The sequence below is a fragment of the Leucobacter celer subsp. astrifaciens genome (assembly GCF_001273835.1).
GTDB classification, from domain to species: domain Bacteria; phylum Actinomycetota; class Actinomycetes; order Actinomycetales; family Microbacteriaceae; genus Leucobacter; species Leucobacter celer.
The window spans coordinates 1-22,271 of record NZ_JHEI01000145.1; the positions used below are offsets into that span (position 1 = coordinate 1).

The window sequence follows — 22,271 nt, forward strand, 5'->3', positions numbered from 1 at the left end:
CCCCCCCCCCCCCCCCCCCCCCCCCCCCCCCCCCCCCCCCCCCCCCCCCCCCCCCCCCCCCGAGACCGGATCCAGCCCCCGACACCGCGCCCGTAGTTCGGATCACACCCGTCATTCGGACCCGCATCGTCGATTCCAGCCGCAACAGGGGTGTGATCCGAAACACGGGCGGCACGCACCGCATCGTCGGTGGACGCCCGCAGCATCGACGAATCCGAGAAGATCGGGTTCAGCGAGTTCCACCTGCTCATGCGCCGCGGTCCTCTACCCCCTGACCCTCATCGCGGCGGTCTACGGCATGAACTTCGACCTCATGCCCGAGCTGCACTGGGCGTTCGGCTACCCGCTCGCGGTGGGCGCGATGGTCGGTTTCGCCGCGCTGCTGTACGTGGTGTTCAAGCTGAAGAAGTGGATGTAAGGCCCGAGCCGCACTCAGTCCGCAAGGCCGAGTTCGTCCATCACCTCCGCGAGGTGGGCGCGCTGCGCATCGGTGAGTCCCTGGATCGGCAGCGGCAAGCAGCGGTGCGGGGCGATCCCGAGCCGCTCCGCGATCGCCGCGACCACGCGCAGACTGCCGCCGAACTCCGCGAACAGCCGCCACAGCGGGTCGAGGCGCTCCGATTCCGCCCGGGCCGCGGCGAGGCGCCCCTCCCGTGCGGCGCGCGTGATGCGCAGCGCCGGCTCGGGCAACGCGCCCGCGATCACCGAATACCAGGCGTCGCAGCCCGCCCCCAGCCCGGTAGCCGCCGTGGCGTCGCCCGAGACGCCGACCGTGACGTGCTCCGGCACCGCCGCGCGCACGGCGCCGACGCGATCCCGAGCCGCCCCTGGTTCGTGCGGCACTCCCGGGATCTTGATCGAGGCGATGCCGGGAAGCCGGGCGATGCGCCCGTAGAACTCGGTGGTGAACGTGAAGTGCGTCGTCGCCGGGTTGTCGTAGACGATCACGGGCAGCGCGGTGCTCCCGCTGACCGCGCGGAACAGCTCGAACACGTCGTCCTCAGTGAGCGGCTGGTAGGTCATGGGCGCGAGCAGCAGGCCGCGAGCCCCCGCCGTCTCGGCACCTCGCACGTGCTCGAGCACCTGCGAGGTGCGCAGCTCGCTCACTCCGACGAACACCGGGGTCTCCCCCGCGTGCCGCACTGCGAGACGGGCGACGCGGGCGCGCTCCTCCGCCGTCAGGTACGCGGAGCACCCGGTCGAGCCGAGAGCCGTGATCGAGTCGACGCCGGCGGCCGCGAGACGCTCGACGATGCCGGCGAACGCCCGCTCGTCGACGCGGTCGTCGGCGAGCGGGGTGAGCGGGAACGCGCTGAGGCCGGTGAACACGGCGGTCACTCCCCCATCGCTGCGGGATCGGGGACCTGCCGGAGGCCGAGCGCTGCGACCGGTTCCGCGTTCATGCCGCCTCCGGCCGGGGGTGCGCCTGGAGCCAGGCGAGCACCTGCTGCGCGTGGGTGCTGGGCGGGAAGATCGGGTAGAACACGTGCTCGATCTCGCCGTCGGCGACGATCAGGGTGAGCCTGGCATAGAGGCGTTCGTGCCCGGGAGCGGCGAAGGTCGGCAGGCCCAGCGCATCGGCGAGGGCGAGCCCCGCATCCGAGATCATCGCGAACGGCAGCCGCAGCCGATCCGCCACCTCGGCCTGGTACTCCGGCGACTGGCTCGAGAGGCCGTAGACCCGCTGGGCACCGGCACCGCGAAGCTCCTCGAAGTGGTCGCGGAAGTCGCAGGCCTCGGTGGAGCAGCCCCGCGCGCCGGGGATGCCGTCCCACCCCTCGGGCAGATCGACGCCCGGACGGCCCGTCAGCGGGTAGAGGTAGATCACGGTGCGGCCGGTGCCGAGCGCGTCGAGGCGCACCAGACCCCCATCGCTGGTCGGCAGCTCCAGGGCCGGCATCTCGAGGCCCGGCAGGTGCTCCGCGGCCCCGTCGTCCTCGGGGACGGGCAGCCCCTCCGGCAGGATCGTGTAATCGGCCACGGGGTCCCCTTCCGCCTCGTGCTCCTCGGGAAAGCCGTGCGATGCGCCCTCGTCGAGCCGGCGCTGCAGCTCCCGCCGCCGTGCGTCGAGCGCGGTGATCGAGCGGTCGAGTTCGGAGATGGCATCGCGGTACACCGCGAGCGAGGTGACGCACTCGTCGCCGTGCTCGTGCCCCGTCTCCAGGCACTCCACGAACGGCGCGGTGCGGCCGGGTGCGATGCCCAGCTCGCCGAGCTCTCGGATCTCGCGCACCGCACGCACGTGGCGCTCCTCGAAATCGCGGTACCCGTTGGGCTCCCGGTGCGCCTCGATCAGCCCGATCCGCTCGTAATAGCGAACGGCCTTGATCGACACTCCGGCCCGTCTCGCGAGTTCTCCGATGCGCATCCTCTACCTCCGCTCCCACGGTAGACCCTCCCCCACGGGGCAGGGTCAAGCGGGAGCGCGGGTCTTCAGCCGGCTTCGGCGAGACTCGCGTAGTGGTCGGCGGCCTCCGCCACCCGGTTGTTGTACTCGACCGTGTCGTTGTAGGCGGCGACCGCGGCGATCCAGTTTCCCGGGTCGCGCAGGTCTCCGCCGATCCCGCAGAGATAGCGGGCCGCCGAGTACACAGCGTCGTCGATGTCCTGCGGATCGACGATGCCGTTGCCGTCGCCGTCGCTCCCCCACTCGGCCCAGGTCGAGGGGATGAACTGCATCGGGCCGACGGCCCGGTCCCAGACGGTGTCGCCGTCGAGTTCCCCTCCGTCGGTATCGGGGATGGCCAGGGTGCGGGTGCCGTCGAGGGCGATGCCCCGGATCGGAGGGACGGCTCTGCCGTTGTCGGCGAGCGTGCTCCCGTCGATGGTGCCGTGCACCGACTCCACGAATCCGATGCCGGCGAGGGTGTTCCAGCCGATCCCGCATTCCGGCTGCTCGACCGACATGCGGCTCGCGGTCTGGGCGTACGCCGTCAGCGCGCGCTCGCCGATGCCGGTGCGGCGGGCCATATCGGCCAGCCAGACGGGATCCACGGCGTACGCGGACTCCGCCGGCGCCTCAGCACTCGGCTCGGGGACGGTCTGCGGCGCCTCGGGCAGGGCGGTCGGAGCGCGGGGCGCGGCCTCCACGGCGGTCGGCGCGATCATCCCGCTGCCGAACACCACCGCCAGCAGCACCGCACCGACGCCCAGCACACCGGCTGCGATCGAGACGACGAGCAACCAGGTCCCGCCTCGCCGAGCACCGCTCATGTTCCTCCGTCCAGAGGCGGAACGCCCGCCCCGATCCTGCGAACGAACCAGATCGTCCCGCCGATGATGCCGCTGAGCGCCAGCGCGCCCCCGCCGACGATACCCGCTATCGCCGCCGGATGCATGTCCGCTCGCAGCAGGGCGTCCAACGGATCCTCGGCCTCTCGCGAGGCGGAATCCCGTATGCCCTTCGCATCGGCTCCGTTCGCTCCCCTCGCCGTCGTCTTCGCATGCTTCGACTGCGTCGCGGTCTTCGTCTGGGAGGCGGCCACGGCCTGAGCCCCTGCCGCCCGCACTGCCGCGCCGACCGCCGCGCCCGCGGCCGCGGCGTCCGGGTTCACTCTCACCTCGCAGAAGACGTTGCCGAGCGGCACGTCGCCGACCTGGAACACGTAGGTGTGGGTCGCCGTGCTGAGCGAGCGGCCGGAGCCCGGATTCGTCGCCACCGCTCCCACCGTGAGCTTGTAGACGCCCTTCTGGGAGAAGACCCAGGCGGCGTGGGTGTGCGCCGGCTCGGGAACGGGGATCGTGCCGGGCAGCGCGTAGGCGCCGCTCGTGAGGATCGGTTCCCAGCCGCCGAACGACCCCTGCGTGGCGAGGAACACGTCCCCCGGCCCCTCGACCGCCATGATGTTGATCGACACGTCGGTGTAGCCGCTCGCCTCCACGAAGCGCTTGGTGTTCCACCCCGGCCAGATGAGGTTCGGATCCTGCGAGAGCGGCAGCATGTACCCCCGCGAGGGCGCCCCCGCGATGCCCGCCGGGATCGCACCCCAGGCGTCCTCCTTCACCTGCAGCGCCACCGTCTCGGCCTCGCGGATCCTCTCGAACGCCGTCACGTCCTCCTTGATCTGCAGCACCGCCTGCCCGCCGCCGACGGAGACGTTGAAGGCGTCGATGTGCCCGTGATCGAGCACCACCGCGGGTGTGCACTGCTGCGTCGGCGCCACCGGGGTCGACGAGGGCGGCGTGCCGCCGCCCGGGTTGGTCCCGCTTCCCGGGTCCGTCCCGCCTCCGGGGCCGCTCCCGCCGTCCGCGGGTTTCGCGACGTTCAGCGTGTCCCAGCCGACCAGCGCGCCATCGCGGTCTTTCAGCACGAGCGAGTGGCCGCCCGCCGCCGTGTTCGCGGGAACCGCCGCACTGAAGTTGCCGCCCGTATTGGTCTGCACCCAGCCGAGCCACACGGGCTTCCGAGCGTGGAGCCAGACGGAGACCCACTCGCCTCGCAGTTCCTGCTGGGTGACCTTCGCCGTCGCGAGCTGCCCGGCCTGCACGGTCTTCTTCGGGCTCGTCACCTGCACGCCCGCTCCAGCCTTGACCTTCCGCAACTCGCCGTCCGGGATCGGAGTCCTATCCTCATGCCCGGGCCGCGTCTTCGCCTCGCCGGTGACGGTGAGCACCATCCGCTCGGACTTCGACGCGGAGAAGTCGCTGCTCCACGTCGGCACGAACTCGGCGACGATGGCGCGGTCGCCGGAGGGCAGCGCCGAGGTGCGGAACTTCGCGGTGCCGTCGCCGTCCACCGGGGAGTGCCCGAGCACCGTGCCGCTCGTCTCGTCGCGGAACTGCACGGCGCCGACGGCGGGCCGTGATCCACCGCCCGAAGCGGGGGCCGCATCGACGGAGGCGGTGAAGGTGACCGGCTCGCCAAGCACCGCCCGACCGGCCTCGGGTCCCTCGAGCACCTCCGTGTACTCCGCTTCGAAGCCCGTCGCCGTGGGAAGCGTGTGCGACGCGAGATCGCCGACCACGAAGGTGTAGTCGTTCTGCGCCCGCTGGGTCTTGCCCAGCACCCGCCCCTCGACCTCGAAGGTGAAGGTGTAGGTGCCCGCCGAGGTGAACGCCCAGTTCATATGCGCGTGCTGCGGCACGTCCATCGTCCAGTCGCCGAGCCCGCCCTGCGAGCTGAATATGCGCGTGGTGCCGAACGTCTCCTGCAGGAACAGCTCGGCCCGGCCTGGCCCGTCGACTGCGAGCAGCCGCACCTTCAGCCGGTTGCCCTCCACGGCCCCGCCGCGCAGCTTCGGATCCTCGGTGCTGAACCCCGGCCAGATGATGTCGTGGTTGCTCCACACCTGGGTGGCGAGCCAGATCGTGTCGCCCGTCTTGCCGACGAAGGGCCACTGCACGCTCGAGGGGATCTGCGTCTTCGCCTTGTCCGAGAGATGGTAGAGCGCCTGCTGCGGATCGAAGCGGATCTGGCTCCCGTTCGCGGCATCGTACTTCGACTGCAGCACGAGGTTCTGGCCGTCGAGGTACGCCGAGACCGCGTCGGTGTGGACGTTCCCGACGATCTGCTTCGCCCGGCTCACGGGGGCGGGCTGATCCGATTGGCCGGGGAGCGGCCCGCTCTCGGCCCGCGTCTCGGCCGCGGCTCCGGTCTGCGGGGCGGCCACGGGTGCCGACGCGCGCTGCGGGAGAGGCTGTGCGACGGGGCTGTCGCCGTCCTCGCCGCTGCCCCTGACCTCGTCGCGTTCCTCGTCCGGCGTATCCGCGGGAGCGCGTACGTCGCCGGAGGATGACTCCGTCGCCGGGACCTCGCCGGTCCCGTCTCCGTCCAGCTCCGGGTCCTCCCCTGCCTGCTGGTCCGCAGCGGGGTCGGGTGCCGTCTCACCAGCGGTCGCCTGTTCGGCGCCGGGATCGGATCCCGCGACTTCGCCCGAGATGATCTCGGCGTGGGCCGGCACCGGGGCGGCCACCGGGGCGGCAAGCGGGGCCAGCGCGAGAGCCAGCGCCGCTGCGATCGCGAGCCGGCGCACGTGCGGCCCCCGCGAGGTCGAGCGCAGCGAGGTCGATCGCCGCGCGAGGCGCAGTCGTTCGGTCATGATGCTCCTGCTTCGTGGAGTGCGCGGAGGCGACCGGGCTTCCCGGTCTCGCCATCGCCCTCGGTCTCGGTCTCGGTCTCGCCCTCGATCGGCCTGGCACGGCCGCGCAGGTACTTCATCAGCAGCCCGTGACGCGGTGCGAAGACCCAGGCCAGCAGGAACACGGCGGTGGCGACCAGCACGATGGTGCCTCCCGCAGGCCAGTCGAGGCTCCACGAGATGTAGAGGCCGACGAGCGCCGAGAACCCGCCGATCAGCGGCGCGACGAGCATCATCACCCCGAGTCGATCCGTGAGCAGCCGGGCCGCTGCCGCCGGCGTGACGAGCAGCGCGAGCACGAGGATGTTGCCGATCGTCTGGATCGAGATCACGATCGCGACGGCGACCATCACGTAGAGGGCCAGGTCGAGAGCGAACACCGGCAGACCCGTGGAGCGGGCCATCTCCCGGTCGAGGGTCACCGCCACGAACTCCTTGTGCAGCAGGAACGCGACGAGCAGCAGGATCGCCCCCGTCACGGCGACCGTGACGACATCCTCGTCGGGGATGCCCGTGATCGAGCCGAAGAGGAACTGCTGCAGCGATCCCGAGTATCCCGGGGACTGCGAGATGATCACGATGCCGAGCGCGAAGGCTGCGACGAAGAAGACGCCGATGACGCTGTCCTCCTTGATGCGCCGGTTCTGCGAGAAGATCGCGACGAGGACCGCCGTGAGCACGCCGGCCACCGCACCCCCGAGCACCAGGTTGCCCTGGATCACGAACGCGACGGCCAGCCCGGGGAACACCGCGTGCGCGACGGCGTCTCCGATGAAGGCCATGCCGCGCAGCACGACGTAGGTGCCGATGACGCCGCAGACGAGGCTCGACATCACGGCGACCAGGAGCGCCTTCGGCAGGAATCGCAGGTCGGGATTGAGCAGGTCGGTGATGAAATCGATGGGAGAGAGCATCAGGCGGCCACCTTCTTGATGGTTCTGCGCATGCAGAGCGAGTCGCAGTTTCCGAGTGCGAGCATCTGTGGATTCTGCGACTGCGCGCAGAATGACGAAGACAGGCGCATCAGGCGGCCACCCCCAGCACCTTGAGGATCGGGTTGTCGGCCTTGACGTCGAACGCGCGCATCCAGATCCTCGGTTCGAGCAGGTCTTCGGGGTGCGCGTCGGCGATCACGGTGCGGTTCACCAGGCACAGGCGGGAGCACTGGTGCATGGCGCTCGCGAGGTCGTGGGTGCTCATCACCACGGCCCGGCCTTCTCCCGCGAGCTCGTGGAAGAGGTCGAGCAGCAGCTCCTGCGTCGGCATGTCGAGGCCCGTGAAGGGCTCGTCGAGCAGCAGCAGCGTCGGCTGCAGTGCCAGCGCCCGGGCGACGAGCACGCGCTGCCGCTGGCCGCCGGAGAGCTCGCCGACCGGCCGGGCCGCCAGGTGGTCCATCTTCACGCGGGCGACGGCGTCGAGCACGGCCTCGTAGTCGGCGATCCGGGGGCGGCGGAGCCACCCGATCCGGCTCACGAGGCCCGTCATCACGACTTCCTCGACCGTGATCGGGAAGTCCCAGGCGAACTCGTGGCGCTGCGGCACGTACCCCACGCCGGACCGCGCGCGAGCCGCTGGGCGGTCATCGACGCGCACCTCGCCGCTCTCCGTGCGCACGACGCCGAGGATCGCGCGCAGCAGTGTCGTCTTGCCCGCGCCGTTCGGACCGATCAGGCCGACGAACTCACCGGCGTCGACGGTCAGCTCCACATCGCGCAGCACGCGCCGGCCTCCGAGGCGGACCGACAGGTTCCTCACCTCGAGCACGCTCATGCCGTCTCCTCACCGTCGTCGCCGTCGTCGCTGCCGCGCCGCTCGGCGACGCGCTGCCGTGCCGCCGCCCGCGCCCGCGCCCTGGCCCGCCGCGCGGTGATCAGCACCACGGCGACGGCGACGACGAGCGCGGCCCCGACCAGCCCGGCCACGATCCCGATGATGAGCCCGGTGCCACCGGATCCAGCACCGTCGGCGGCGGCAGCGTCGACAGCACCCGCCTCGCCGGCCGGAGCATCGCCCGCCGAATCCTCGTCGAGGGTGAGGGCCGACTCGTCGAACTCGGCCGCGAACGCCGCTTCGGGATCCGTCTCGTCACCGACTGCGAAGCGCAGCGTGTCGCGCGCCGAGACCGCGGTGCCGTCGACGAGGTCGCCCGAGAACTCGATCTCCACCAGGTAGACGCCCGGCTCGCTGAACACCCAGTTCGCGTGGGTGTGCGTGTTCACCTCGATCCACGACTCCTGCGGGAACGGATCGAACGTCGACCACAGCGGGTCGGGTTCGCCGAAATTGCCGCTCTGCAGGTACACCGACACGTCTCCCGGACCGTCCACGCCGAGGATGCTGAGGGTCGTGCCCATGCTGAGGGAGTCGAGCACCGTGGGCTCCTGCGTGTTCCAGCCCGCCCAGATCACCCCGGACGCCCGCACCTGCGGGATCACCCAGGCCTCGGCCCCCGGCTCGAGGCCGAGGAAGGAATAGGCGGGGTTGTCGGGGATCGTGAGCTTCGACGCGTCGCTCAGCTGCGCGACCACGTCCTCCGGCATGCGCCAGTACGAAGGAGAGGACGTGTCGTCGTGGATCTGCACGATCCACTCTCCCGTGTTCAGGGTCGGCCCGAAGTCGATGTGGCCGTCATCGAGCACCACCTGCCCCGTCCCCTGAGCCTGGTTCGGGTCGATCACCTGGCTGAGCCCGTCCTCCGGAGCCACCTCGTCGGCCGCCGCGATCGAGGCCGGCAGGATCACCAGCGCGGCGACGGCGGCGATGGCACCGCCGAGCAGTCTGCGTCTGAAGCGGGTCATTCGTCGTTCTCCTTGCTGTTGGTGCGGTTCGCGCGGTCATGCGCGTCGGTACCGTCGTCTCGGGTTGCGCCGCCGTCCGCTCGGCCCGGGTCGAGACAGTCGCGCACGGAGCGAGCATTGAATCGCATCATCTCGACGTAGCTCGTGACCTCCTCGCTGAAGGAGTCGCCGTAGACCGTGCACACCTCGATGCCCTGCTCCTTGGCGACCTCCACGAGCGTCGAGGAGCGCGCGGCGAGATTGGGCTCAAGGAACACCGCCGGCACGCGCAGATTGCGGATGGTCTCCGTGAGGCGCTTGCGCTCGGAGAGCGACGGCTCCACGGAGGGGTTCGACGTCACGAAGCCGGAGATGTCGAGGTCGTAGGCCCTGGCGAGGTAGCCGTAGGCGTCGTGGGTCGTGACGAGCGTGCGCCGCTCGCGCGGCACCTCGGCGATCGTCTCCCGCACTTCCGCGTCGAGCGCCTCGAGCTCGCGCAGATAGGCGGTCGCGTTCGCGCGATACTCCTTCGCACCCTCGGGATCCACCTCGATGAGCGTGTCGCGGATGCTCTCGGTGTACGACATCGCGTTGCGCACGTTCTGCCACAGGTGCGGATCGATCTCGCCGTGCACGTGCTTGCCGAGCACGGCCTGCGCGAGCTGGTAGACCTGCGACCCGGGACGCCCCAGGAAGCGGTACGCGGGATCACCGGGGATCTCGTGCAGTGCCTTGTTCGGCACCTCCACCACCAGATCCCCGGGGTCGAGCACCTCCTGGTGCACCTCGGAGGTGCCGTGCTCGTGATCGACGATCACCTGGAAGCTGTGCCCGTCGAGGTCGAGCGCCACATCGGAGTGGCCGGAGTTCAGCACGGTCGCGCCCTCCATTCCCGGAACGGCATACGGATCCACGCCGACGGCGAAGGTGATCGTGCCGGTGGCGATGTCGATCGGCTTCCGGTCCGGCGAGACCTGCAGTTTGCCCTGCAGATCGAGCGTGTAGTAGCCGGGCTCGGTGAAGGCCCAGCTCAGGTGCGTGTGCGTGTTCGGCGGGATCGTGACCGAGTCGTCCCTGTAGCCCCGCGAGCGGTCGAAGCCGTCGGACGAGTCGAAGTAGCGGTCGATGTCGCCGAAGCTGCCGGTGAGATAGGCGATCAGCTCGCCCGGGCCCTCGACGTTCGTGGCCGACAGGATCACGTCTGAGCTGCGGTCGGCGCCGTACTCCGCGCCTTCTCCTCGCACGCGCAGCCCGAGCCAGACCGTGTCGAGGGAGACGTCCTCGACGAGCGGGATGATCTCGGCCGCGTACTTCACCGCCTCCTCGGCGAGCGCCACGTTCGGCACGCCCTCGGGCAGGTTCGTATCGAGCGCTTTGATGAGGCTCTGCTCCTCGAGCATGAGGTAGTTGGAGAACGCCGCGTCGGCGTAGACGATGTTGCGAACGTCGCGCAGCGAGGGTTCGTAGCTGTGCGGGTCGCCGCCCTCGGGCACGAGCGACACCACGTCCACCCGGTCCCCGGCCACGTTACGCACGAGGTCGGCGAGGATCCCGGTCGTCGTCACGACCCGCACGCGCTGGTCGTCCAACGCCTCTGCGCTCGGCGAGCAGCCGGCGAGCGATGTGATCGCGACCGCGGCGAGCACGGTCGCGGCGAGGGAGCGGGTGGTTCGGGTTCTGCAGCGCACGGGATTCTTTCACTGGTGGCGGGTCGGACGGGCAGAGTCGGTGGTCAGAACGGAGCCTTCGCCGGTTGAGCGGAGCACGGAGCGCGGAGTCGAAACCCGGCCCGTCGGGTTTCGACTCGTCGCTGCGCTCCTCGCTCAACCGGCGAGGACGGACGCGCTCAGCGCTCGGCGCGGTAGAGGAACGCCGCCATCGCCTCACGCGTCACGTTCGACTTCGCCGCGTACACCGGCTTACCCGAGGGCTGCTTGATCCCCGTCGACAGACCGCTCTGCGACATCCACGCGATCTCCTTGTAGAACTTGTCGCTCTTCTGCACATCCGCGAACGGCGACACCGCAGGAACCGCAGGCTTCTTGCCCTCGTCGATGCGGTACATGAACGCCGCCATCGCCTCACGCGTGATCCCCGACTTCGGCTGGAACTTCACCGTACCGTTCGCCTGCTTCACACCCGTCGAAATCCCCTCAGACGCCATCCAGGCGATCTCCCGGTAGAACTTATCCCCCGGCTTCACATCCGTGAACAGCGACTTCACCGGAGCCTTGAAGTTCTTATCCCCGTACTGACGGTACAAGAACGCCGCCATCGCCTCACGCGTCACATTGTTCTTCGGCTGATACTGGAACGTACCATTCGCCTGCTTCACACCCGTCGAAATACCCTCAGACGCCATCCACGAAATCTCCGTGTAGAACTTGTCACCCTTCTTCACATCCGTGAACGACACCGTCGGCTTCGGATCCACGGGCTTCGGATCGGTGGGCTTATCCGCGGCCTTCACCGTGAGCTGCACCGGTGCCGACTCGGCGACGACTTCGTGGTCGTGATCGTAGAGCCGCGCGATGACCTGAGCCCCGTTATCGGCCTCGGCCACCTGATACTCGAGGACGTCCGAGAGCGCGCCTGAAATCACTGAGAAGTCGGCGGCGTCGCTCTTCTTGATGAACCAGTGGTAGTGATCCTCATCGGTCTGCGGATCCTGGTTCGCCTGCAGCTTCGCGGTATCACCCGGCTGGTAGGAGGCGGCGAGGCCCGAGATGCTGAGGGCCGTCTCCACAGGACCGTGGCCGTGATCATCGATATGGATCTCGATGGGCTCGGACTCGACGTACGCGGTGCCGTCGTCGTAGCTCAGCACAGCCTTGACCTTGGCGTGCGCCAGATCCTCAGTCACCTCGAAGGAGTAGCCGGCGCCGTGCTCACCCTCGATCTCGGTCCAGTGGTCCTCGCCCTGCCGCTGCAGGAACCAGTCGTAGCGGCTCAGCACCGAGGCCGGAGCGACGCTCGCGGTCAGTTCCGCCGTGTCGCCCGTGTGGTAGTGATCCGCTGCCCCCGAGACGGTGACCTGCTGGATCGGGGCAGCTCCGTGGTCGTCGATGTCGATCGTCACCGGCGCCGACTCGGCGACCAACGGCTTGTTCTCCCCCAGGCCGTCAGCCAGGAGCCGCGCGGTGACCTCGGCTTCGTCCAGCGCCTGCTCGGCGGTGATCGCGAGCTGCGTCCCGTTCTGGCCTTCGACCTTGACCGGCTCGCTCTGGTCCTTGCGCTGCACGTACCACTCGTACGAGCCGCCCTCGACGGATGGATCGACCGCCGCGTTCAGCACGATGGGCGTGTTCTGGTGGTAGTGAGCCTTCACTCCGGTGATCGACACCTCGGGATCGACGACGAAGCTGTACGTCGCGGTCTGGCTCTGCCCCGTCGCGCCGTTGGTGCCCGTGGCATCCGCGCGCACGGTGAGCTCGTAGGTGCCGGGCGCTGTGAACGCCCAGTTGGCGTGCGTGTGCGCCGGATACGGCTGCGAGATGGTGTTCGGCAGTTCGTAGCCGGTGCCGTCCTTCATGAGGGACTTCGGCGCCCCGAAGTTGCCCTGCGACCAGAGGAACACCTTGCCCGGCCCCTCGACCTCGCTCACGACGATGTCGGTGTCGGCGCCCGGGAAAGCCGACGTGATGGACTGGGTGTCCCATCCGGGCCAGATGAGGTTGTGGTCCTGCGTGAGGGGAAGATGGTAGATCTCCGAGGGCATGCCCGGCAGGAAATTCTCCGGCACTGTTCGCAGCGCCGCGTTCTTGACGACGAGGTCCACGGACTCGGGGGTGTGCAGCACGTGCGAACCGGTCACGTCCTCCTTCAGCGCAAGCCTGAGCGAGCCATCCTCGTCGAGCACCGGGTTGAAGGCGTCGATGTGACCGGTCGCGAGGAGTACGGGATCATCGAGGACCGCAAGGGGTTCGGCAGCGTGGGCAGTCGTCGGAACGACCAATCCGCCCACCAGTGCTGCGACGCCGGCGACCGCTACGGCCGTCGTGCGCGTGCGGGTCAGCAGTTTCATTGGAGCAACCTTCCATCTTCGATATCGCCTCTTTAATGAGAACGATTATCACTATAATTATGGAAGCGCCCCCGAAAAACAAATCAGGGGCGGGCGGTGAAAACCGCCCGCCCCTGATCGGAACGTGAGAAGAAGCGCGCGAACGCCTACCGAGCGCGACCGTACTGCGCCGAGATCGGGCAGTCGAACGGGTCGCGTGCGGCGAGCCCGACGCGGTTGAGGTACTCGATAACGATGGCGTATGAGCGCCAGAGCGAGGTCTCGGTGTAGGGAACGTCGAGCGTGCGGCAGTGCTCGCGGACGATCTCGCGCGTGCGCGCGAGATGCGGGCGTGCCATGCTCGGGAACAGGTGGTGCTCCACCTGATAGTTGAGGCCGCCCATGAGCCAGGTCGCCCACCAGCCTCCGCGGATGTTGCGGGAGGTGCGCACCTGCTTAGTGAAGAAATCGAGCTTCGCATCGTGGGCGATCACCGGCATGCCCTTGTGGTTCGGGGCGAACGAAGCCCCCATGTAGACGCCGAACACGGCAAGCTGCACGCCCATGAAGGCGAACGCCATGCCGAGCGGCAGGAGCATGAAGACCGGCACGAGCACGATCGCGAACCGTGCGGCGATGATCCCGAGTTCGATCCATCGTCCCTTGACCTGCTCGCGGCCGAAGAGATGCTTGAAGCTGTGGAAGTGGAGGTTGAGCCCCTCGAGCGTGAGCAACGGGAAGAACAGCCACCCCTGCCGCCGGGTGATCGCGCGCCGCAGGCCACGGGCCTGGACCGCGTCCTCCTCGATGAAGGAGATCGTGTCGACCTCGATGTCCGGATCCTTGCCGATGCGGTTCGGATTTGAGTGGTGGCGGGAGTGCTTGGAGTCCCACCACGAGTAGCTCATACCGATGAGCCCTGCGAGCACTCGGGCGAGGCGGTCGTTCGCCGGACCCAGCGGGAGGATCTGGCGGTGCGCCGCCTCATGCGCCAGGAACGCGATCTGGGTGAAGATGATGCCGAGCGCTGCGGCGATGAGGAGCTGGAACCAGCTGTCGCCGAGCAGGATGAATCCGGTGACGGCGCCGCCGAAGGCGATGGCGATCGCGACGCCGACCCACGTGTAGAACCAGGGAGCGCGACGCAGCAGGCCCGACTCGCGAACGACCTCGGACACGCGGCTGTAGGCTTTCGCGATCGGCGGGAAGTCACCGGCTCGAGCCCTGGTGGGGCGGAGCGGGCCGAGCCCGTCCAGCGTCGAGGTATGGGCGGTCGTCATGAGCGGCACCTGTTTCATTGTGAACCGCGCACGCTGCGATTCGGTGAAGCCATGGGCGGGTGCCGATCGCTGTCTTCACGGTATCGGGCCAAGCATGCAGGAGCCTGCATGCGTTGCGGATATGCAGCCGAATGTCAGGGATGCGGATGCGGGCGGACCGGGGCGCCGTGAAGTCGCCCCGCCGCCCGCACCGGGATCACAGTGCGCGGATCGCGCCGGCCTGCGGGCCCTTGGGGCCCTCTTCGGTCTCGAACTCGACCTTCTGGTTCTCCTCGAGGCTGCGGTGGCCGAAGCCGATGATCGCGCTGTAGTGCGCGAACACATCGCGAGAGCCGTCGTCCGGAGCGATGAAGCCGAAGCCCTTTTCGGCGTTGAACCATTTCACAGTGCCTGTAGCCATAGTGTTATTCCTTCGTAGTCTGGGACCGCATTGACGATCCGCGGTTCCGCGGCGGCGACGCCGGCGCGGGGTCTGAGTCGAGGCCGGAAGCCCCGATGACGAGGCGAGAGGCCTCGGTGATGCCGCCCGGGAGCAGGAGCCCGGAGCAGGCGCTGCTCGGGATTCGGGCAGGCGTCTTTCCGCGAGCGGGCGCGGGACGCCGGCTGCTCGCGGAGGGGTGATGACCCGGTGCGGCGGTGCGGGCCTCGATGCCTGCGTGCCGTCGGGGGAGAGAACGTCCGGAACGGTGGACGGGTAATGCAGTGGAGATGGTGAGTCGATTCGATCGAAGGTGCGCCCGCCGACAAGCGGGACCGCACGGAAAAAAGAAGATGCGCGAACCTTACGAAGCGCAGAAGTCAGAGACGAGAACAGCACGACGAACGATGTGCTGCAGGCCACACTACACGGCCCGGCTGGTAATACCATCCTGAGAACCGCACATCTTCGCCGCCTACGGTGAGGAGCATGACTGCAGCAGAGACCCCGAAGGGCGCGGACGACACGGACGACGCCCTGCCCCATCATGCTGCTTCCGAGCGGGCGGGGCACTGGGAGAAGGAGGTCGCGCGGTCCGGGCACGACTACCAGCCGACTCCTGCGACGGTGGCCCGACGAGCCGCCGAGGTGCGCCGGAACGCGGAGACGCTCAAGGGCGAGGGGACTCGTCCGAGGGAGGAGACCCCCGGCGACGAGGGTCAGGAGTAGCCGTCCGCGTTAGCCGTCGACGCCGGAGTCCGCCTCGAATGCCCGCCCCGGGTTCGATACGCAGATCCTGAGCCCGTCGGGTCGAACGCCGATACGCGCGCCGATGATCTCCCCGAAGCCGTCGCCGTCGAGCTGCACGGTGTGAGGCGTATCGAAGCGAACATCGAATCGCCGCCCACGCGCATAGACGAGCGCCCGCATCTTGGGGGCTCGCTCCAGCAGACGAGTGGCGAGCCGGGAGACGCGCGCAACACCCTGCGCGGTCAACCGGGTACCGATGCGCGCCCACCCGAACAGACTCTCCGGACGGAGCATGACCACGTCCAGCAGTCCGTCGTCGACCACCGCCTCGGGCAGCAACAGCATGTTGCCCGCGAGAGTGCCGCAGTTTCCGACGATCACCGTGTGCGCTCGCGTCGACCTCGCGGGGCCGCCGTCGATGCGATAGCGGAGAGAGAAGTGCCGATTCGCGAGGACCGAGCGGGTGATGGGCTGCACGTATGCCAGCCAGCCGATGCGCTTCTTCGCGATCGCGTTGGTGTGCTCCGCCATCTCCGAATCCAGACCGATCCCGGCCATCACCAGAAAGACGTGGTGTTCCCATTCGCCTCCGGTGCGCCGCAGTGTGGCGACCGCGATGTCGATGCTCTGGGTGGCGCCCGTGAAGGCGGCCCGAACCGCCGAGGGGATGTCTTTTAGCGGGACTCCCAGATTGCGGGCGAGGAGGTTCCCGGTGCCGCACGGCAGAATCGCGAGCGGCACCTCCGTGCGTTGGAGCGCCTCGGCGACCGCCCGCAGAGTTCCGTCGCCGCCGGCGACGATGACGACCTCGGGCCCGGCCTCGACCGCTTCGCGCGCAGCCCGCAGCCCCGAGTCGCCGCGATCCGTCGGATACCAGCGGGTGGGCGCCCACGATCGCCGTCGCCGTTCGGCCTCGACAGCCTCCCTCAGATGATCGAGCGAGATCTTCACGGGGTTGTACACGACGGCGGCGTGCGGCGGTGGAAGGAGCTGCGAGGGCACTAATTCGCTCCGCTGCCCACCGTGAGGTGGCTGCGCTGCTCGACGAGCGGACGGGTGAAGACGTCACGTTCGCCCAGTCCGACCCTGTTGATGTACCTGATGACGATCCGATACGAGGCGAAGAGCCCCACCTGCGTGTACGGCACGCCGCGCTCGCTGCAGTACGCGGCGATGAGAGGTGCGGCGCGTCGGAGATGGGGCCGGGGCATCGAGGGGAAGAGGTGGTGCTCGATCTGATAGTTGAGACCGCCCATCGCCGTATCGAGCAGGCGGCTCCCCCGGACGTTCCGGCTCATCAGCACCTGTCGGCGCAGGAAGTCGAGCGTGAGATCGCGCGGGACGAGCGGCATGCCCTTGTGGTTGGGCGCGAAGGAGACCCCCATGTAGAAGCCGAAGAGGCCGAGCTGCACGGCGAGGAACACCGCCGCGATCCCGGGCGAGAGCACCCAGAACACGAGTACGAGATACCCGATCAGCCGGAGGCTGAGCAGTGCGGCCTCCACCCATCGCCGCTGGAGGCGGCCCCGCGAGCAGACTCGTCGCACGCTGGAGGCGTGCAACGACAGTCCCTCGAGTAGGAGTATCGGGAAGAAGAAGACGCCCTGGTGCCCCCGGATCCATCGCAGCACAGGATTGCGCATAGTCGCCCCCTGCTCGGCGGTGACCGCGATGACGGGCAACTCGGTGTCCGGATCCATACCCAGTTTGTTCGGATTCGCATGGTGCCGGGTGTGCTTGTGCTGCCACCAGCCGTGCCGGCGGGTCGCTGCCAGGCAACGATCCCTCGATCGAGTGCCGCAACGGGCTATGCCGTGCGCCGCATTCAGATCTGCGGCGCATCCCCCCATCCCCCAGTGCATAGCCCGTTGCAAGGCGTCGGTCGGTATCGAACTTGGCGGAGTTCCCGATCCGATGATTTGGGCGGGGACAGCCCGAAATCAAAGCTACTCCGCCGCTCTCTTCCCGAAGACCATCGAAGGTCCAGATCACGCTCGACTTCCGGCCAGATCGCGTTCGATGGCCGAGAGGAATGGGCTCAGGGTTCAGGCCACCGGCAGGCGCGCCGAGACGAGCCAGGCATCATCGGTCGGCCCGGCACTGAATTCACCGCTCACACCCAGCACTCGTTCGGCCATCCGGTTCAAGCCGGTGCCCGTGGAGGGCAGGTCGCGGCGAGGTGTCGTCGGCAGGGGGCTCCGGATCGTCAAGGCGATCGATTCGGGGTCGAGTTCCAGCACGAATCGCACCTCCCCCGGGCCCGCGTACTTGAGGATGTTCGTGGCGGACTCCCGAACGATTCTCGCGAGGATGATCTCGGCTCCGCGAGGAATGCTCTCGTCGCTCGGATCGCCCACGCACGCGACGGGGTGTCCCGTCGCCTCGAACTCCTCCCGAGCCTCATCGATAGCGGCGGCCAGATCCCCCGAGGGGACCTCCGTGCCGCGCGGGGCGTCCTCGGCGAGTTCGATGACGAAGCGGAGGTCGCTCAGGGCTTTCCGCGCGGCAACGCGGATCGCATCCTGCGACCCGGGACGCGCACTGTCGTCGTCGAGCAGCTGCACGTGCATGGCGACGACCGTCAGGTGGTGGGCGATGCTGTCGTGGAGTTCACCCGCGATCCAGCGCCGTTCGGCGAGGACGGCCTGGCGTTCCTGTTCGGCGCGCTCGGCGAGTTCGTGCTCCAGGCGGCTCCCGCGCGTGTAGGCCAGGCGCAGCGCGAGTCCGACGCCTCCGGCGACCGTGGCGAAGATGAGGAACAGCGCGATGTTCGTCGGTGTGGAATCGCTCGCGCCGTACCGGAAGGCGTAGAGCGCGTTGAAGAGCAGAAAGCCTCCGGCGTAGCCGATGACCAGAGGAGTGGTTGCCAGCCGCAGGACGAGTCCGGCGGCGATGGCGCCGGCCACGAGCCCCGCAACCGCATTGTCCACGAAGAACGACAGCGCGATGCCAAGGCCAAGAGCCGACGTGGCCACCAACGGCGACCAGAGGTACAGGGCGAAGGTCAGAGTGGTGGCGATGCTGACGGCGCTGAGTACAGGGTCGGCATCGGGCGCCGTGAAGAGTCCGAGAAAGTCGAGGAGAGCACTGCCGCCGACGATGATCAGCAGCGCGATGCGCTCGGGGAGGTTCAGCCGTTCCGCCTGGCCCAATTGGAAGCGCTGAGGTTCACCCCTCGCTTCCGCGCGCCTCGACATGCTTCCAGTATCCCCTATCCGGCGGGTATATTAACGAATGCCGAGAAGCCTAGCGACGTGGTTCCAGAAAGTCATGGTCCTTGCACCTCCTCTCCTGGCTATACGTCTTACCTGACATCCATCCTTTCGGGAGCCACCTGTACGCACATCTGACGAAGCGGCAGACTCTTCCTGGACAAAGGTCTAGATGTCGGGTGCGGCGGCCAGGGAGCGCTCTCCCCCGGCGGCAACGCCCGCGTTCTTGCGGCAGTAGGATCGGTTCCATGGACGAGATCCGGGTTCTCATCACCGACGACGACCCTCTGGTGCGGGTGGCGCTGACGCATTTCGTGTCGCGCGCGCCCGAGATCAAGGTGATCGCAGAAGCCGAGAACGGCGTCGAGGCCATCGCCGCGGTCGAGCGCTACCAACCGGACATCGTCATGATGGACGTGCAGATGCCGATCATGGGCGGCATCGAGGCGACCGGCGAGATCACCTCCCGCTGGCCGGATACCTGCGTGCTCGCCGTCACCACGCTCGACGGGCGCGAGACCGTGCTCCCGATGCTGAGCGCCGGCGCTTCCGGATACATGCTCAAGGATTCCAGCGCCGACGAGATCGTCAGCGCTCTGCGACAGGCCCACCAGGGCACGAGCTCGCTGTCTCCTCGAATCGCCGCGATGCTCGTGAAGCACGTGCGCGAGGCGAAACCCTCGACGGCAGCAGGCGAACTCGATGCGCTCACGGAGCGCGAGACCGAGGTGCTGGAGCAGCTCGCGCGCGGCATGTCGAACGCGGAGATCGCCGACGCGCTCCACGTCTCGGAGGGAACGGTCAAGGCCCACCTCGGCAGCATCATGTCGAAGTGGCACGTGCGCGACCGGGTGCAGGTGCTGGTCGCGGCGGCGCGCGCCGGTCTGGTGAGTTTCAGCTAGTCCTGGGCGGCACGGCGACAACCCGATTCGGCGCTCTCCTGCCCCGGTCACCCCGCGTCGCGCATGGGCGACAGCTCACCGGTGCCGCGAATATGCGGGTTGCTGTGAGTCTCGTCTCATCATCCGGATGAGGCGTACCCTGAAGCCATGTGGACAGTACTCATAATCCTGTTCGTAGCGTAGGTGATCCTGTCTGTGGTGGGGTTCGCGATTCAGGGCCTGCTCTGGCTCGGGATCATCGGCATCGTGTTGTTCGTCGGAACCATCATCTTCGGGATCATCCGTCAACGAGTAGCGAATAAGAAGCTCTAACCGCGTTCCCCCGAAAAGGGATGATCCGAAAGAAGGCTGATCCGGCTCCCGCACTTCGCTCAGCGGTAGTGGTCGACGGCTTCGACCGGCCGCTCACGACGCTCGATCACCGCCAGATATCGCCGGCGTATGAGCAGGACCGCACCCGCGATCGCCGCTGGAACGATCATGTGCCAGCCGGCGAAGGGGACGGTCAGCGACAGCAGAACGACCGCGATGATCGCGACGAGTCGTCTGGTCCCGGAGAAGATCCGAATGGCTGCTGCAGAACCGATCAGATAGGTCGTGAGCACGAGGACGGCGGGCACGAACACGATGTCCTCCGTGCCCCAGCCGAACGCCGCTGCGCCGAGCAGGCCCGCACCGCCGATGCCGGCGACGGCGAGGATCGCGTTGCCCGGCACACCGTTGCCGTAGCGCCGTGCGAGGAGCGCGGGGGCCCAGCCGTCGCGCCCCAGGGCATAGCCCAGGCGCGACACCGAGGCGACGAACGCGTTGGTCGTGCCGAGGCAGATCACGACGGCGGCGATCGCGACGGCGGCAACGGCGGAGAGCCCGAGGCCCTGTTCGATGATGATGCCGAGAGAGACGCGGTCGACGGTGCGCGTGCCGTAGTTGCCCGTGCCGACGACCGCGAACGCGACGCCGAGGTACAGCACGGTGACGATCACGATGGTCAGCAGCGTCGCGAGAGGGAGCGTGCGTCTGACATCGCGGAACTCGGCCGAGAGGTGCGCGATGGCCTCCCACCCCGCGAACGCGAAGAACAGCACGACGACCGCCTGCCCGATCCCGGCGACGCCGTGCGGCGCGAACGGCGCGAATCGACCGATATCGATCTGCGGCAGCGCGACGAGGATCACCGCGATGAGGATCGCCGCGACGCCGAGGGCGAGCCCGATCTGCAGACGCGCGCTGATCCTCACCCCGGCGAGATTGGCGAGCACCGCGATCGCGAGCACTCCAGCTGCGAAGCCGGGCGCCCACCGCTGCTCGAGCCCGAGGGCGGCCGCGACGTAGTAGCCGGCGGTCAGCGGCACGATGGCCTGTCCGACCGATCCGGCGATGAAGTACCACCACCCCGCGACGCCTCCCGCGGCCGCGCCGAACGCGCGGGCGGTATAGGTGGCGACACCACCCGCATCGGGGTAGCGGGAGGCGAGCGAGGCGAAGGTGAACGCGAGCGGTACGCCGAGCAGCGCGCTGAACGCCCAGGCGGCGAGCGAAGCCGGCCCGGCCAGTGACGCGGCCTGCCCCGGCAGTACGAGGACGCCGGCACCGAGTATCGCGCACACGTAGAGCGCGACGCCCTGTCCGAGACGGATCGTTCCGGTCGGTGCGTCGTCCGTCGGGGCGGGGACCGCGGATGTCGTTCTGAGAGTCATGCCCTCATTTCATCGCTGTTGCCAAACCACGACGAGTGGCATAATGGCCATCATGCGCAAAAGAACAGACATCCATCGGGTTGCGCTGGCCGTGATGCCCGGCGCACCCATCTTCGAGCTCGCGGTACCGTGCGAAGTGTTCGGGATCGACCGCCCCGAGCTGTCGGATCCCTGGTACGAGTTCACCATCTGCGCGACCGCTCCGAACACCGCCATCGCCGGAGGGTTCGTGACGGGTTCCGCTTCCACGCTGGACGACCTCGTCACCGCGGACACCGTCATCGTCCCCGCCTGCACCCATGTTCACGAGCACCAGCCGCCGGAGCTGGTCGAGGCGGTGCGCGAAGCGCACCGGAGAGGCGCGAGAATCGCGTCGATCTGCTCGGGGGCCTTCGTGCTCGCGGAGGCCGGGCTGCTCGACGGCAGACGGGCGACGACGCACTGGATGCACGCGGAGGAGCTCGCGCGCCGCTATCCGCGGGTGATCGTCGACCCGACGGTGATCTACGCCGAGGATGACGGGATCCACACCTCTGCCGGCACTGCGGCGGCCATCGACCTGTGCCTGGAGCTCGTGCGTCGGGATCGCGGCACGGCAGTCGCCAACGCGCTGGCGCGGCGCATGGTGACCCCGCCCCATCGCACGGCCGATCAGGCCCAATACATGCTGGCACCGGTCGAAGCCCGCGAAACGACACCGCTGTCGATGGTGACCGAATGGGCCGTGCAGCACCTCGCAGAGCCCATTCGGCTGCGAGACATGGCCGCCCGCGTGCACCTGAGCGAGCGGCAGCTCACCCGACGCTTCCTCGATACCTACGGGCAGACTCCAGGCGAATGGTTGGTTCGCGAACGGCTCCGCCGCGCCCAGGAACTGCTCGAACGCACGGACGGCACCGTGGACGCGATCGCGGCCGAGTGCGGATTCACCACCGCTGCGGGCCTGCGCGCAGCTTTCAACCGGCACCTGCACACATCACCCAGCGACTACCGGAGCACGTGGGCGGCGTGAGGCCGATCCTCACCGACCTCGGTTCCGGTCCGGTGCTTCGTCAACGTCCCATGAGCCGAGGCGAAACGGTTCGATCCGCAGTTTCCGTCCGCTGACCCGGGAATCAGTACTCACCCGTGGCGCCGCGAGAGCCCGCGATATCG

Annotated in this window: 19 protein-coding genes; 4 read left to right on the forward strand and 15 right to left on the reverse strand. The window is 68.6% G+C overall.

All coding sequences use genetic code 11. From position 1 onward, the window contains the following. Positions 1 to 418 (forward strand): CorA family divalent cation transporter (locus AMS65_RS20515; protein WP_306455232.1); only part of this gene is annotated, 418 nt, incomplete at its 5' end. A 14-nt stretch (positions 419 to 432) separates the two neighbouring features. Here the strand turns inward: AMS65_RS20515 and AMS65_RS15635 are convergent. The 11 genes from AMS65_RS15635 to AMS65_RS15685 all read right to left on the reverse strand — a co-directional run bounded on the left by AMS65_RS15635 (position 433) and on the right by AMS65_RS15685 (position 14,537). Further along, positions 433 to 1,329: a dihydrodipicolinate synthase family protein gene (locus tag AMS65_RS15635; RefSeq protein ID WP_053385179.1), complete on the reverse strand. Its 897-nt coding sequence runs from the start codon at positions 1,327 to 1,329 to the stop codon at positions 433 to 435. Between the two features lie 70 nt (positions 1,330 to 1,399). Further along, positions 1,400 to 2,368, reverse strand: coding sequence for a MerR family DNA-binding transcriptional regulator (locus tag AMS65_RS15640; RefSeq protein WP_053385116.1), 969 nt, complete (start codon positions 2,366 to 2,368; stop codon positions 1,400 to 1,402). A 65-nt stretch (positions 2,369 to 2,433) separates the two neighbouring features. Then, complete coding sequence (locus AMS65_RS15645) at positions 2,434 to 3,213, reverse strand: lytic transglycosylase domain-containing protein (RefSeq protein WP_075201039.1); 780 nt, start codon at positions 3,211 to 3,213, stop codon at positions 2,434 to 2,436. Next, the gene (locus AMS65_RS15650; RefSeq protein ID WP_053385118.1) at positions 3,210 to 6,038 is read right to left on the reverse strand and encodes a choice-of-anchor M domain-containing protein; all 2,829 of its coding nucleotides are present in this window, start codon (positions 6,036 to 6,038) and stop codon (positions 3,210 to 3,212) included. Before AMS65_RS15650 ends, AMS65_RS15645 begins: the two co-directional genes overlap by 4 nt. Continuing rightward, positions 6,035 to 6,991, reverse strand: coding sequence for an anchored repeat-type ABC transporter permease subunit (locus tag AMS65_RS15655; RefSeq protein ID WP_083451767.1), 957 nt, complete (start codon positions 6,989 to 6,991; stop codon positions 6,035 to 6,037). Before AMS65_RS15655 ends, AMS65_RS15650 begins: the two co-directional genes overlap by 4 nt. Before the next feature lie 109 nt (positions 6,992 to 7,100). Then, on the reverse strand, positions 7,101 to 7,847 hold the full coding sequence (locus tag AMS65_RS15660) for an anchored repeat-type ABC transporter ATP-binding subunit (protein WP_053385119.1): 747 nt from the start codon (positions 7,845 to 7,847) through the stop codon (positions 7,101 to 7,103). Beyond that, entirely contained in the window at positions 7,844 to 8,875 is a 1,032-nt protein-coding gene (locus tag AMS65_RS15665) for a choice-of-anchor M domain-containing protein (protein WP_053385120.1), read from the reverse strand. Before AMS65_RS15665 ends, AMS65_RS15660 begins: the two co-directional genes overlap by 4 nt. Further along, positions 8,872 to 10,542, reverse strand: a complete 1,671-nt coding sequence (locus tag AMS65_RS15670) for an anchored repeat ABC transporter, substrate-binding protein (RefSeq protein ID WP_053385121.1) — start codon at positions 10,540 to 10,542, stop codon at positions 8,872 to 8,874. The genes AMS65_RS15665 and AMS65_RS15670 overlap by 4 nt, the downstream gene beginning before the upstream one ends. Positions 10,543 to 10,700: 158 nt before the next feature. Further along, positions 10,701 to 12,878, reverse strand: coding sequence for a choice-of-anchor M domain-containing protein (locus tag AMS65_RS15675; protein ID WP_053385122.1), 2,178 nt, complete (start codon positions 12,876 to 12,878; stop codon positions 10,701 to 10,703). 146 nt (positions 12,879 to 13,024) lie between these two features. Then, entirely contained in the window at positions 13,025 to 14,137 is a 1,113-nt protein-coding gene (locus tag AMS65_RS15680; protein WP_053385180.1) for a fatty acid desaturase family protein, read from the reverse strand. Between the two features lie 196 nt (positions 14,138 to 14,333). Beyond that, positions 14,334 to 14,537: a cold-shock protein gene (locus AMS65_RS15685; RefSeq protein ID WP_053385123.1), complete on the reverse strand. Its 204-nt coding sequence runs from the start codon at positions 14,535 to 14,537 to the stop codon at positions 14,334 to 14,336. A gap of 507 nt (positions 14,538 to 15,044) precedes the next feature. On the opposite strand from AMS65_RS15685, the gene AMS65_RS15690 reads away from it, so the two are divergent. Next, entirely contained in the window at positions 15,045 to 15,284 is a 240-nt protein-coding gene (locus tag AMS65_RS15690; RefSeq protein ID WP_053385124.1) for a hypothetical protein, read from the forward strand. Between the two features lie 9 nt (positions 15,285 to 15,293). On the opposite strand, the gene AMS65_RS15695 is transcribed toward AMS65_RS15690, so the two are convergent. The 3 genes from AMS65_RS15695 to AMS65_RS15705 form a co-directional block, all read right to left on the reverse strand. Next, positions 15,294 to 16,307, reverse strand: a complete 1,014-nt coding sequence (locus tag AMS65_RS15695; RefSeq protein ID WP_053385125.1) for a diacylglycerol/lipid kinase family protein — start codon at positions 16,305 to 16,307, stop codon at positions 15,294 to 15,296. Beyond that, positions 16,307 to 17,167, reverse strand: a complete 861-nt coding sequence (locus tag AMS65_RS15700) for an acyl-CoA desaturase (RefSeq protein ID WP_083451768.1) — start codon at positions 17,165 to 17,167, stop codon at positions 16,307 to 16,309. Before AMS65_RS15700 ends, AMS65_RS15695 begins: the two co-directional genes overlap by 1 nt. A gap of 183 nt (positions 17,168 to 17,350) precedes the next feature. Next, positions 17,351 to 18,502, reverse strand: coding sequence for a sensor histidine kinase (locus tag AMS65_RS15705; protein ID WP_083451769.1), 1,152 nt, complete (start codon positions 18,500 to 18,502; stop codon positions 17,351 to 17,353). A 263-nt stretch (positions 18,503 to 18,765) separates the two neighbouring features. On the opposite strand from AMS65_RS15705, the gene AMS65_RS15710 reads away from it, so the two are divergent. Continuing rightward, positions 18,766 to 19,419: a response regulator gene (locus AMS65_RS15710; protein ID WP_053385127.1), complete on the forward strand. Its 654-nt coding sequence runs from the start codon at positions 18,766 to 18,768 to the stop codon at positions 19,417 to 19,419. Between the two features lie 371 nt (positions 19,420 to 19,790). Here the strand turns inward: AMS65_RS15710 and AMS65_RS15715 are convergent, their stop codons facing one another. Next, the gene (locus AMS65_RS15715) at positions 19,791 to 21,116 is read right to left on the reverse strand and encodes an APC family permease (protein ID WP_083451770.1); all 1,326 of its coding nucleotides are present in this window, start codon (positions 21,114 to 21,116) and stop codon (positions 19,791 to 19,793) included. A 52-nt stretch (positions 21,117 to 21,168) separates the two neighbouring features. Here AMS65_RS15715 and AMS65_RS15720 point away from each other — a divergent pair, with 52 nt between their 5' ends. Further along, a complete protein-coding gene (locus AMS65_RS15720) occupies positions 21,169 to 22,128 on the forward strand; it encodes a GlxA family transcriptional regulator (protein WP_053385181.1) in 960 nt (319 codons plus the stop codon). Positions 22,129 to 22,271 lie beyond the last annotated feature (143 nt).